Source organism: Pseudomonas salicis (genome assembly GCF_057128705.1).
Genome location: NZ_JBSKHU010000001.1, coordinates 921,929 through 934,279, shown reverse-complemented (window position 1 = coordinate 934,279; position 12,351 = coordinate 921,929). Strand labels below are relative to the sequence as shown.

Sequence of the window (12,351 nt, the reverse complement as noted above, 5' to 3'; positions counted from 1 at the left end):
TGAATGAACGCTCCACCGTTTTCCCGTTTGTGTCTTTTCGTGGTGCTGAGCAGCGGCCTGTTGAGCGGCTGCATGGTCGGCCCGGATTACCACCGGCCCACCGCGCCGATCTCGGCGACTTTCAAGGAGGCCGAAGGCTGGAAGGCCGCCAGTCCGCAGGATGATCAGCCCAAAGGGCCGTGGTGGACGCGGTATCAGGACCCGCAGTTGAACGCGCTGGTGGATCAGGTGCAGCTCAATAACCAGAACGTGGCGCTCTACGCCGCGCAGTACCAGCAGGCGTTGGCGCTGGTGCGGCAATCGCGCGCCAACCTGTTCCCGACGCTGGACGCCACAGGGTCCGGGACGCGCAGTGAAACGGGCACGGGCTCTTCGTCCGGCACGAGTGGCACCAGCGGGGGCAGCAGTGCGGGCGGGGTGCGGAAGGAATATTCGGCGAGCCTTGATTTGAGCTGGGAAGCGGACATCTGGGGCAAGCTGCGCCGCACCACCGAGCAGGACCGCGCCAGTGCCCAGGCCAGCGCGGCCGATTTGGCCAACGCCACCCTCAGTGCGCAATCGTCACTGGCACAGGATTACTTTCAATTGCGGGTGCTGGACCAGCGCATCGTGCTCTACCGCGAGACCATCGCCGGTTACGAGCGCTATTTGCAGATCATCCAGAACAAGTACGACGAGCAGATTTCGTCGCGGGCGGACCTCGCCACCGGCAAAACGCAGTTGCAGAGCGCCCAGGCCTCGATGCTTGATCTGCAATGGCAGCGGGCGCAGTTCGAGCACGCCATCGCGCTTTTGATCGGCAAACCGCCGGCCGACTTTGCGTTGGCGGCCGATCCGGCCTGGCGGTACCACGTGCCCAACGTGCCGACGGGTGTACCGAGCCGCCTGCTGGAACGCCGCCCGGACATCGCCTCGGCCGAACGGCAAATGGCCGCGGCCAACGCGGCAGTGGGCGTGGCGACCGCTGCGTACTACCCCGACCTGACGCTGAGCGCCAGCGGTGGCTATCAAGGCTCGACGATCAGCAACCTGTTCTCGATCCCGAACCGCTTCTGGTCCATCGGCCCGAGCCTGACCGGCAACATCCTCGATTTCGGCGCCACCGAAGCCAGCGTCGATCAGGCCCGCCACGCCTACGACGCGACCGTCGCCACCTACCGCCAGACCGTGCTGACGGGATTAGGCGAGGTGGAGGATTATCTGGTGGAACTGCGCACGCTGGAACCGGAATTGCTGGCGCGTCGCAACTCCGCGCAATCGGCGGAAGAATCGGCGTCGGTGAGTCGGGATCAGTACGAAGCCGGGGTGATCGATTATCTGGATGTCGCGACGACGCAGGCCACCAGCCTCAACGAGCGGCAGACGTTGTTGAGCCTGGTGGCGACGCAACTCACCGCGAGTGTGCAGCTTCAAGCGGCGCTGGGTGGGGGATGGGAGGGGTTGTGAGGATTTGGCAAGCCGAATGACGGGCGTGCTTGAGGTAGAGACACCCCTCAGGCCCGAGCTCAATCCCAGAATCTGTCACGCCGTTGACCTGTGGGAGCGAATTCATTCGCGAGGGGCCCGTACACGCTGCACATCTCTATCGGATGCACCGCCGTCTCGCGAATAAATTCGCTCCCACAGTTTGAGTCCGCGCCATACCTGAATCTGGCGGCGCCTCCGACTTCTGTAGGAGCGAATTCATTCGCGAAACGGTATTCCAGACGACACATTTTCAGCGCCTGCACTGGCCATTCGCGAATGAATTCGCTCCCACAGTGGATGACGAGTCCGATGCCGAAACCCGGCATCGGACTGCTTTAGCACCTCAATCGATATGGTGCGTCTCGGCCAGCTTGTACACCGGCGTCGACAACCCTTCGAACCGCGCTTTCAACTGCAACGCCAGGTACAGCGAGTAATGCCGTGACTGGTGAAGGTTGCCGCCGTGGAACCACAGGTTTTCCTGTTGCGTCGGCTTCCACATGTTGCGCAGTTCACCTTCGTACGGGCCTGGGTCTTTGGTGGTGCCTGAACCCAGTCCCCAGCACCGACCGACCTTGTCGGCGACTTCCTGAGAAATCAGCTTCGCCGCCCAGCCGTTCATGGAACCATACCCGGTGGCGTAGACGATCAGGTCAGCCGGCAGACGCGTTCCATCGTTGAGGATGACGGCATCGGCCTCAATCCGCTCGACACCTAAGTTCGGCGCGCTCTTGAGCTTGATCGTGCCATTGGCGATCAACTCGGAGGCGCCGACGTCGATGTAGTAACCCGACCCGCGACGCACGTACTTCATGAACAGCCCGGAGTCGTCATCGCCGAAATCGAGCATGAAACCGGCCTTGCTCAAACCGTCGTAGAAATCCTTGTCACGTTCCTGAATGGCTTCGAACACCGGCTTGTGAAAACTCGGCATCACCTTGTACGGGATCGACGCGAACAGCATATCCGCCTTGTCCGTGGTCAGGCCGCTTTCCACGGCGTCTTCCGAATACAGCCCGCCAAACACCAGCTCCATCAAGCTGTCGGAGCGCACGATGTGGGTGGATGAGCGCTGCACCATCGTCACGTCGGCGCCGTTTTCCACCAGGTCCGCGCAAATATCGTGGGCCGAGTTGTTTGCGCCGATGACCACTGCTTTCTTGCCACTCCACGCATCGCCACCGGGATGGCGGCTGGAGTGGTGCTGCTGGCCTTTGAAAGTGTCGGCGCCAGCGTAGGACGGTATGTTGGCCACCCCGGACATCCCGGTCGCCAGAATGAGTTGGGTCGGCTGCAAGACGAGACGCTCGCCGTTGCGTTCCACTTCTACGCGCCAGGTCCGGGACGGCTCGTCGAAGCGCGCATTCACGCATTCGGTGCGCGCCCAGTAGTTGAGCTCCATGACCTTGCTGTACATCTCCAGCCAGTCGCCGATCTGGTCCTTCGGCGTGAACACCGGCCAGTGATCGGGGAAGGGCAGGTACGGCATGTGGTCGTACCAGACCGGGTCATGCAGGCACAGGGATTTGTAGCGCCCCCGCCATTGGTCGCCAGGCCGGTCCGCCTTGTCGATGATCAGCGTTGGCACGCCCAGGCGCTTGAGGCGTGCGGCAAGACCGAGACCGCCTTGCCCGCCGCCGACGATCAGGCAATAGGGCTGCGTGGTGATGCCCAGCGACGCTTCTTCATCGCGACGGCGTTCCAGCCAGTTGCGTTTGTCGGCATGGCCATGGCCGTGGTTGGCGCCGAATGGACGGCGACGGCCGCTGGGTTCTTCATGGCCCTTCAGTTCGCGCATGGTGGTCAACAGCGTCCAGCACACACCGTCCTTGAGACGCACGTAACCCTTGCCGCGCGCTTCGGCGGTTTCCAGCGTGATCCAGCCTTCCAGCACGCCGTCGTTCAGGGTCGCTTCGCCGTCCACGTTCCAGTGGTCCGGTTTTGTCTGTTCGAGCCGTTCGGTCAACAGGTCGGAAATGGAGGCCTTGCCTTCGAGGGTCACCAGGTTCCAGCTGAACAGCAGCAAATCCCGCCAGTAGCATTCCTCTGCGAACAGCTCCAACGTACCGGGAATGTCTCGCTGGGCGAGGTGATCACTCAGGCGCGCAAGCCAGTCGCTGAGTTGGGCAGTGGGGGTTTGCAACGGGGTTTCAATCGCAACATTCATGGGGCTTCTCCCTGTTTTTTGTTGTTGTGGCCCGTGAGCTGAGCAAACCCCGGGCCACGTCGGAAAAACCGCTCTGGACAGGGCGTTGGAGCGACGTAAGCCCACATCCAACGCCCCCGTTGCCAGTGATGTGTCACGCATTTGGAAATCACGCTGAACAAAGTGTCACGTTGGGCAGATGAAGCCGCACGGGCTGGCCTTTTCGCCTAAGCTGCGGAATAAAGTGCATACCGATATGCAGCGGAGAATAAAAATATGACGTCCGCATTGCTCAGCGCCCATGCCCAGCAGGTGCTGCAGGCTGTACAGGGCTCGCCGAAGACTGCCGATTTTGCGAAAGACCCCGCGATCACCCGGTCCTGGCGTCGCTGCCTGGACCAACACGGGCTGGACCCGGCCAGCCGACGCCCGCCCAATGTGCTGGAAAACCACACCCTCAACGCCCACCGCGCGCCCCTTGAACACATCATCAAAGTGGCGCGCTGGCAGATGAGCAGCCTGCACCAGCAGTTGGGCGGCGATGGCCATGTGGTCATGCTGACCGATGCTCAGGGCGTGGTGATCGACAGCGTGTTCAATGACGCGGAACGCACCGACTTCCAGCGAGCGGGCCTCTGGCTCGGCGCAATGTGGGGGGAGGACGTCGAGGGCACCAATGGGGTCGGAACGTGCCTGGTGGAGCGTCTACAGGTGACCATCCGCCGGGATGAGCACTTTCGGGGAAAGCACGCCGGGTTGAGTTGTTCGGCCAGTCCTGTGTTCGACGACCAGGGCGAGTTGCTCGCTGTACTGAACCTGTCCTCGGCGCGGGAGGACCAGAGCCCTTCCGCCATGCTGCAAGCGATGGCGTTGACCAACCTGTCCGCCAAACTGATCGAAAACTGTTTCTTTCTGGGCCATGAACCCCAGCTGTACCTCCTTCGGTTTCACCCCGAAGCGCGGTTCGTCGGGCTGCTGGGCGAAGGGCTGGTCAGCTTTGATGACACGGCCCGCATACGTTCGGTGAATCAGGCGGCGCTGGATCTTCTGGGGGCCACGCGGGATCAATTGATCGGGCAGTCCCTGTCGACGCTGCTCGAAATGCCTGCTGAGCAGGTCATCCGGTATTCAAGCCATCAGCCCACCCTGTGCTGGCCCATGCGATTGGTCGACGGTCGCCTGTTTTACGGTCAGTTGCGCGCACCCGTTCGCATCGCAACGCCCACGGCTCTCAACGCCAGGCGTGCGCTGCCACACATCAACGATGACCAGTTCTGCATGGAGGACGAGCGTTTGCAGCGCGGTCTGAGCCGTGCGCTCAGGGTGTTGGAACGCGACGTGCCGGTGTTTTTGCAGGGGGAAACCGGGACCGGTAAAGAGGCATTCGCGGCGGCGTTGTACCGTGCGAGTTCACGATCGAATCAGCGGTTCGTCGCGATCAATTGCGCGGCGATCCCGGAAAGCCTCATCGAAAGCGAGCTGTTCGGCTATCAGGGTGGCAGCTTCACCGGCGCCCGCAAGGAGGGCATGGTCGGCAAGCTCGAACAGGCCCACGGCGGCATTCTGTTTCTCGATGAAATCGGCGACATGCCGCTGGCGCTGCAAACCCGGCTGTTGCGCGTGCTTGAAGAGCGGCAAGTGGTGCCGCTGGGCAGCGGTGCGCCACGTCCGATCGACATTCGGCTCATCAGTGCGAGCCATCAGGACCTTCAGGCAAGTGTGGTGGCAGGGCGCTTTCGTGAAGACCTGTTTTATCGCCTTGGCGGGTTCACGGTGCAGATTCCACCGCTGCGTGAGCGTTCGGACAAGGGCCCGCTGCTCGACTTTCTGCTGCGCAAGGAAGCAGGCGACAGTGCGATACAGCTGGAACCCGGCGTGCGTGAACACCTGATGGCACAGGCCTGGCCGGGGAATGTGAGGCAACTTCGAATTTGCCTTCGTACGCTGGTCGCACTCGCGTGGGAGGGGCGTATCACGCTGGAGGATGCGTTGGAGCTGCTTCCCGCGCCACCGGCATCGGAGACCGACTGCGAGGACCCTCTCGGTGCATCGGAGCGGCAGACGCTCATGGCGCTGGTCGATGAAGAGCGTTGGCACATCGGTCGGGTCGCCACTCGCCTCAACATCAGTCGCAATACGCTGTACCGCAAACTGCGACAACACGGGATAGCGCGCCGAACGGAGAGCTAGCGTCTAGAAGAGGGGTAGGGTTGTCAGGACGCGGGAGGCGCTGCCGAGACAGCCGCCTCCCTTTCCAGCTCAAACATGCGAACTCAAGCGTGAGGACTCAACGATTGCGCGTCACACGCCAGACCGTATTGGACAGGTCATCCGCAATGATCACGCCACCGCGAGGGTCCACCGTGACCCCGACCGGACGGCCTCGGGTCTTGCCGTCGTCACCCCGGAAACCGGTGGCGAAATCCACCGGCTCGCCGGAAGGCTTACCGTTGCTGAACGGCACGAACACCACTTTGTAGCCCACCGGGTTCTCGCGGTTCCAGCTGCCGTGCTCGCCGACAAAAACGCCATCCGCGAATTTGTCGCCGATGGCCGGGATCGAGAAGTCGAGACCCAGCGCGGCCACGTGAGACCCGAGGCTGTAATCCGGCTTCACGGCCAGCGCAACCTTTTTCGGGTCTTGCGGCTGGGCGCGGGTGTCGACGTTCTGGCCCCAATAGCTGTACGGCCAGCCGTAAAATGCGCCTTCACGGATCGACGTCAGGTAATCGGGCACCAGGTCTTCACCCAATTCATCCCGCTCGTTGGCCACGGCCCACAGCACCCCAGTGCCGGGCTGGATTTTCAACGACGTCGGGTTACGGGTGCCCGTGGCGTACGGTTTGTGCGCGCCAGTCTTGGCGTCGATCTGCCAGATCTGCGCCCGGTCCAGTTCGACCTCCATGCCACGCTCGGTGACGTTGCTGTTCGAACCGATGCCCACGTACAGCGTGTTGCCGTCCGGGGTGATGGCCAGTGATTTGGTCCAGTGGTGATTGATCTTCGCTGGCAGCTCGGTGACGGTCACGGGCTCGCCCGTGGCCTTGGTCTGGCCGTCGGTGTAGTCGAAGCGCACCAGCGCGTCCTGGTTGGCGACGTACAGTTTGCCGTTCGCGTAGGCCAGCCCATACGGCGCGTTGAGGTTTTCGGCGAACACGGTCTTCATCTCGTATTTGCCGTCGCCATCGGCATCGCGCAACAGGGTCAGGCGGTTGCCGCCTTTGACCTTTGTGTTGCCTTCGGCCTTGATGTAACTGGCGATGACGTCCTTGGGCTTGAGCTTCGGCGCTTCGGTGCCGCCTTTGCCTTCCGCGATCAGAATGTCGCCGTTGGGCAGCACCAACGTCTGGCGCGGCACTTTCAGGTCAGTGGCAATCGCCGAGATGCTGTAACCCTCGGGCACCTTGGGTTTCTGGTCACCCCAGGCCACCGGCTCGGCGATTTTCATGCTCGGCAGCAACCCGCGTTCAGCCTGAGGCATTTTCGGGTCCGGGCCGTGGGCTTGCGGGTTGTCCTTTCCTGCACCGCAAGCGCTCAGCAGCAGGGCCATGGACAGGGCAGTCAGTGCGAAGGCAGGTTTCATCGTGCGTCTCCCGAGCGAAGGTTGGTCAGACCGATCCAGGCGGAAACGATGCTCAGCACGGTCACGATCACCGACAGAATCAGCCCCGACGGCATCACGGCCCAGGCGTCCTTGGCGTGTTCGAATGAATTGATCCAGCCCAGCCCCCACGTGACGAGCAGGAGCAAGAAATACAGGACCGGGCGGCCGGATTTGCGCTCCGCCCGGATCAGGTTGACCAGCGCAAACAGCAACGCCAGGCCACAGAACAGCATGGCCCCGGCAATCAGCCACGACGCGAAGTTGCTCCATTGGATCAGGTAACTGTTGTAGTAGGCGATGTCGCTCAGCAGCCCGCCGAGAAACAACGGGACCGTGCCCGCCAGCAAAATCGCGTGAAGCGGGCCGGGGAGGTGGCGGTAGGGGGAGTAGGCAGTGTCGGTCACGTGAGCTCCTTGTCGTTCATCGACCTGTACCAAAGCCGCGAGCAACAGGGCTCGCGAAGGGGATTTGCGCTCAGTGCGCGCGTTAAAAGTGATCCTGAAGCAGACGCGTTAGTTCAACCGATTGTTCGACGACGCTCTATTTGTCGGCGCTTGTCTTCTTCCGCGGGGTTTTCCGGGGTTTGGCCTTGCGGGCGGCACCCAGGCGAATCCAGGTCGGGGCGTGGTCACTGGGGTGTTCTTCGCCGCGCACCCAGGCATCGACGCCCGCGTCGTGCAGGTGCGGCGCTAACACCGGATTGACCAACAGGTGATCGATGCGCAAGCCGGAATTCTTCTGCCAGTGCTGACGGAAATAATCCCAGAAGGTGTAGACGCGTTCGTCCGGGTACAGGTGCCGCAGCGAATCCAGCCAGCCTTGGGCGAGGAGCCGGGCATAACAGTCGCGGCTTTCGGGCTGGAGCAGGGCGTCTTTCAGCCATGAGCGGGGGTTATAGATGTCTTCGTCCGTGGGCACGACGTTGAAGTCGCCGGCCATCACCACCGGGTGGTCGCTGGCCTGCAATGATTCGGCGTGCTGGATCAGGTGCTCGAACCAGCGCAGTTTGTAGTCGAACTTGGGGCCGGGCTGCGGGTTGCCGTTGGGCAGGTACAGGCACGCGACCACCACGCCGTGGGCGGCGGCCTCCAGATACCGCGCCTGGGTGTCCAGTTCTTCCCCTGGCAAGCCTTTACGGATCAGCAACGGCTCGGCGTCACGGGCCAGAATCGCGACCCCGTTCCACGACGTCTGCCCCAGGTGCAGCGAGCCATAGCCCGCCGCTTCGATCTCGTGGGCAGGAAAGGCCTTGTCCGGCGCCTTGAGTTCTTGCAGACAGACGATGTCCGGCTGCTCACGCTCCAGCCACTGCAACAGGTTCGGCAGTCGTGCACCGATGCCGTTGACGTTGAACGTGGCGATTTTCAGGTTTTCCATGGCGGGCATAGCCTCGAACGATCAGGACCTGTTCATCAGAGGGTGTGCCGTTCACGGAGTTCGCCGCTTTATAACGTTGCTGTACTGTCGATTGACGACCGTTGGCGAACTTCATCGAACAAACCGTTGGCGGGGGACTTCATATCTGTATGTCGCGACTCATTCGCGGCCTAGCGAGGTGTGCAATGAATCCATCAACAGGCATTCCAGGTGGTACTGAAAACGCGGTCGACTCCATCGAGCCGCTGGAACCCGGCAGACCCGACGTGATTCCCAATCCGCCACCGGGCAGCGACGACGTGGGCGAAGGCGAGGGAGAAATTCCCCTGAAGCCCGACGACGAAGCGCCCCTGGAGGAGGACATGTCGGACGTCGAGGCCAATGACGCTGTGTCGGCAGAGCATCCGCCGCTGCGGTAACGAGGAAAAACGCGACACACTGGAGGGCGAGCGGGCTCGATCTCCAGTGTGATGCTCATTCGCAGGTCAGACCTTATCGAGGTCCACGTCCTTGGTTTCCTTCAAGAACAGCAGGCTGCAGACCAGGCTCACCGCCGTTACCAGCACCGGGTACCACAACCCATAGAAGATGTCGCCCGTGTACACCACCAGCGCGAAGGAGATGGTGGGCAGTAATCCGCCGAACCAGCCGTTGCCGATGTGGTAGGGGAGCGACATTGAGGTGTAGCGGATGCGGGTCGGGAACAGCTCGACCATCAAGGCGGCGAGCGGGCCGTAGGTCATCGTCGCGATCAGCATCAGGGCCACAATCACCAGCACCACGCCGGACGCGTTTACCAGCGCGGAGTCAGCCTTGGCAGGGTAACCGGCAGCCTTGACCGCGCCGTTCAATGCCGCTTCGTCGTAACCGGTGATCTGCGTACTGCCCACGGTGACTTGCACGGTGGCGCCAGCGGCTGCAGATTGCGAAGTGTACGGCAGGCCTTGCTTGATCAGCAGGGTCTTGACCTTGTCGCACGGGCTGTCGAATTTCGCCTTGCCCACCGGATCGAACTGGAAGGTGCACGTCGCCGGGTCCGCCACCACCACGATCGGCGATTGCTGGCGTGCGGCGTCGATCTGCGGGTTGGCGTAGTGGCCCAGCATCTTGAACAGCGGGAAGTACAGCACGGTCGCCAGCAGCAGGCCGGTGACGATGATTTTCTTGCGGCCGATCCGGTCGGACAGCCAGCCGAAAAACACGAAGAACGGCGCGCCGATGATCACACTGACGATCAGCAAGGTGTTGGCCAGCGACGGGTCAACCTTGAGCACCTGCGTCAGGAAGAACAGCACGTAGAACTGCGCCGCGTAGAACGTCACGGCTTGACCGGCGTTGACGCTGAACAGGGCGATCAGCACCACCTTGAGGTTGGGCCAGACGGTAAACGAATCGCGGATCGGCGACGTGGACAGCTTGCCTTCGCTCTTCATTTTGGTGAACGACGGCGACTCATGCAGGCTCATGCGAATCCACGTCGAAATCGCCACCAGCACGATCGACAGCAGGAACGGAATGCGCCAGCCCCAGGTGTCGAACCCGTCACCGGCAATCAGGCGAGAGGCCAGGACCACTGCCAGCGACAGCAACAGCCCCAATGTAGCTGTCGATTGAATGAATCCTGTGTGAAAGCCGCGTTTGTTTTTCGGCGCGTGTTCGGCCACGTAGGTTGCCGCGCCGCCGTATTCGCCACCCAGCGCCAGGCCTTGAAGCATGCGCAAGACGACAAGAATGATGGGCGCCGCGATGCCGATGCTGGCGTAGCCGGGCAGCAAGCCCACGGCGAACGTCGAGAGGCCCATGATGATGATCGTGGCGAGAAAGGTGTATTTGCGGCCAACCATGTCGCCGATCCGGCCAAACACCAGCGCGCCGAACGGCCTGACGATGAAGCCTGCGGCGAACGCCAGCAGGGCGAAGATGAACGCGGTGGTCTCATTTACGCCGGCGAAGAACTGCTTACTGATGACTGCCGCCAATGCCCCGTAGAGAAAAAAATCGTACCACTCGAAAACCGTACCCAGGGAAGACGCGATGATGATCTTGCGTTCTTCCTTGGCGGCGCTGCTCGCGTGCGCGGCGCCTTCTTGCTGCACATAACCTGCCATAAGTGTTTTCCTCGGCCCAAAGGCCCCAGCCATTATTGTTTTTATTGCATGTGGAAACGCTGTCTTGCTGCTTACGTATGCACCCGCAGTCTAATCAGCGGGGATGGCAGGCGCCACGCCCGGGAGCGCCATGGCGCCTGCCTTTCATCGGATCATTTCATGGTCGGCATCGAGAATTCGGCGCCCTCGCGCACGTTCGCCGATGGCCAGCGCTGAGTGATCGTTTTACGTTTGGTGTAGAAGCGCACACCGTCCGGGCCATACGCATGCAAATCGCCGAACAGCGAACGTTTCCAGCCCCCAAAACTGTGGGAGGCAACAGGGACGGGCAGCGGGATGTTGATCCCTACCATGCCCACTTGAATGCGGTCGCTGAAATAGCGGGCGGCTTCACCGTCGCGGGTGTAGATGCAGGTGCCGTTGCCGTATTCGTGGTCGTTGATCAGCTTCATGGCGTCGTCCATGGTCGCCACGCGGATGACTTGGAGCACCGGGCCAAAAATCTCGGCCTTGTAGCTGTCCATGTCGGCGTTGACCGCATCGATCAGCGTCGCGCCGACGAAGAAACCGTCTTCATGACCCGCCACGCGGGCGTTACGGCCATCGACGACGATTCGCGCACCCTGAGACTCGGCGCTGTCGATGAAGCCCACGACCTTGTCGCGGTGGGCGGCGGTGATCAGCGGGCCAAAGTCGTTGCTGGCGTCGGTGTGCACGCCGAATTTCAGCCCTTGCATCGCTTCGGTGAGTTTGCCGATCAGCGCGTCCGCCACGGCATCGCCCACCGCAACAGCCACTGACAGCGCCATGCAACGCTCGCCGGACGAGCCAAACGCGGCGCCCAGCAACGAATTGACTGCGTTATCGAGGTCCGCGTCGGGCATGACGATGGCGTGGTTTTTCGCGCCGCCCAGCGCCTGGCAGCGTTTGCCTTGGGAAGTCGCGGTGCGATAGATGTACTCGGCGATCGGCGTCGAACCGACAAAGCTGACGGCCTTCACGCGAGGGTCGAACAGCAGGGCGTCCACGGCTTCCTTGTCGCCATTGACCACGTTCAGCACACCGGCTGGCAGGCCTGCTTCGTGGAGCAGTTGCGCGATGTAGAGGGTGCTGCTCGGGTCGCGTTCGGAGGGTTTCAGGACAAAGGTGTTGCCGCAGACGATGGCCATCGGCAGCATCCACAACGGCACCATCACCGGGAAGTTGAACGGGGTCACGCCTGCCACCACGCCCAGTGGCTGGAACTCGCTCCAGGAGTCGATGTTCGGGCCGACGTTACGGCTGTGCTCGCCTTTCAGCAGCTCCGGCGCACCGCAGGCGTACTCGACGTTCTCGATCCCGCGCTGCAATTCGCCCGCGGCGTCATGGCTGATCTTGCCGTGTTCCAGGCCGATCAGTTCGCAGATTTTATTCGCGTTCTGCTCCAGCAATTCCTTGAAGCGAAACATGACCCGCGCGCGTTTGGCGGGCGGAGTGTCGCGCCAGGCCGGAAACGCCTCTTCGGCGGCGGCGATGGCCGCCTGCACGGTGACGGTGCTGGCCAGTGCGACTTGCGTGTTGCTCTCGCCGGTGGCGGGGTTGAAGACCGCTTGGGTGCGGCCATCAGGGGTGGTCGTTTCGCCGTTGATCCAGTGTCCGATAACGCTCAT

Annotated in this window: 9 protein-coding genes; 3 read left to right on the top strand and 6 right to left on the bottom strand. The window is 62.2% G+C overall.

All coding sequences use genetic code 11. The annotated features are described in order from the left end of the window. The first annotated feature begins 3 nt into the window (after positions 1–3). Positions 4–1,446, top strand: a complete 1,443-nt coding sequence (locus tag ACWKWE_RS04335) for an efflux transporter outer membrane subunit (protein ID WP_483849771.1) — start codon at positions 4–6, stop codon at positions 1,444–1,446. A gap of 364 nt (positions 1,447–1,810) precedes the next feature. On the opposite strand, the gene ACWKWE_RS04330 is transcribed toward ACWKWE_RS04335, so the two are convergent. Continuing rightward, positions 1,811–3,634: a flavin-containing monooxygenase gene (locus ACWKWE_RS04330; protein WP_483849770.1), complete on the bottom strand. Its 1,824-nt coding sequence runs from the start codon at positions 3,632–3,634 to the stop codon at positions 1,811–1,813. Positions 3,635–3,889: 255 nt separating this feature from the next. On the opposite strand from ACWKWE_RS04330, the gene ACWKWE_RS04325 reads away from it, so the two are divergent. Then, positions 3,890–5,803, top strand: coding sequence for a sigma-54-dependent Fis family transcriptional regulator (locus tag ACWKWE_RS04325; protein WP_483849769.1), 1,914 nt, complete (start codon positions 3,890–3,892; stop codon positions 5,801–5,803). A 97-nt stretch (positions 5,804–5,900) separates the two neighbouring features. Here the strand turns inward: ACWKWE_RS04325 and ACWKWE_RS04320 are convergent, their stop codons facing one another. The 3 genes from ACWKWE_RS04320 to xth form a co-directional block, all read right to left on the bottom strand. Further along, on the bottom strand, positions 5,901–7,196 hold the full coding sequence (locus ACWKWE_RS04320; RefSeq protein WP_483849768.1) for a PQQ-dependent sugar dehydrogenase: 1,296 nt from the start codon (positions 7,194–7,196) through the stop codon (positions 5,901–5,903). Next, positions 7,193–7,621 carry a DUF2231 domain-containing protein gene (locus ACWKWE_RS04315; RefSeq protein WP_341958013.1) on the bottom strand — a complete coding sequence of 143 codons (429 nt, stop codon included), beginning with the start codon at positions 7,619–7,621 and terminating at the stop codon, positions 7,193–7,195. The genes ACWKWE_RS04320 and ACWKWE_RS04315 overlap by 4 nt, the downstream gene beginning before the upstream one ends. A gap of 136 nt (positions 7,622–7,757) precedes the next feature. Next, positions 7,758–8,594: an exodeoxyribonuclease III gene (gene xth, locus ACWKWE_RS04310; protein ID WP_483849767.1), complete on the bottom strand. Its 837-nt coding sequence runs from the start codon at positions 8,592–8,594 to the stop codon at positions 7,758–7,760. 185 nt (positions 8,595–8,779) lie between these two features. Between xth and ACWKWE_RS04305 the strand changes: the two genes are divergently transcribed. Beyond that, positions 8,780–9,013, top strand: a complete 234-nt coding sequence (locus ACWKWE_RS04305; protein WP_341958007.1) for a hypothetical protein — start codon at positions 8,780–8,782, stop codon at positions 9,011–9,013. 66 nt (positions 9,014–9,079) lie between these two features. Here ACWKWE_RS04305 and ACWKWE_RS04300 read toward each other — a convergent pair whose 3' ends face one another. Together ACWKWE_RS04300 and ACWKWE_RS04295 are read right to left on the bottom strand one after the other, a co-directional pair. Further along, complete coding sequence (locus tag ACWKWE_RS04300) at positions 9,080–10,702, bottom strand: MFS transporter (RefSeq protein WP_483849766.1); 1,623 nt, start codon at positions 10,700–10,702, stop codon at positions 9,080–9,082. A 152-nt stretch (positions 10,703–10,854) separates the two neighbouring features. After that, the gene (locus ACWKWE_RS04295; RefSeq protein ID WP_166594552.1) at positions 10,855–12,351 is read right to left on the bottom strand and encodes a CoA-acylating methylmalonate-semialdehyde dehydrogenase; all 1,497 of its coding nucleotides are present in this window, start codon (positions 12,349–12,351) and stop codon (positions 10,855–10,857) included.

What these genes read in the sequence shown, in the direction of transcription:
- ACWKWE_RS04295 (WP_166594552.1), bottom strand. Translation starts at nt 12,351, where the DNA reads ATGAGCGTTATCGGACACTGGATCAACGGCGAAACGACCACCCCTGAT.
- xth (WP_483849767.1), bottom strand. Translation starts at nt 8,594, where the DNA reads ATGGAAAACCTGAAAATCGCCACGTTCAACGTCAACGGCATCGGTGCA.
- ACWKWE_RS04320 (WP_483849768.1), bottom strand. Translation starts at nt 7,196, where the DNA reads ATGAAACCTGCCTTCGCACTGACTGCCCTGTCCATGGCCCTGCTGCTG.
- ACWKWE_RS04325 (WP_483849769.1), top strand. Translation starts at nt 3,890, where the DNA reads ATGACGTCCGCATTGCTCAGCGCCCATGCCCAGCAGGTGCTGCAGGCT.
- ACWKWE_RS04300 (WP_483849766.1), bottom strand. Translation starts at nt 10,702, where the DNA reads ATGGCAGGTTATGTGCAGCAAGAAGGCGCCGCGCACGCGAGCAGCGCC.
- ACWKWE_RS04335 (WP_483849771.1), top strand. Translation starts at nt 4, where the DNA reads ATGAACGCTCCACCGTTTTCCCGTTTGTGTCTTTTCGTGGTGCTGAGC.
- ACWKWE_RS04330 (WP_483849770.1), bottom strand. Translation starts at nt 3,634, where the DNA reads ATGAATGTTGCGATTGAAACCCCGTTGCAAACCCCCACTGCCCAACTC.
- ACWKWE_RS04305 (WP_341958007.1), top strand. Translation starts at nt 8,780, where the DNA reads ATGAATCCATCAACAGGCATTCCAGGTGGTACTGAAAACGCGGTCGAC.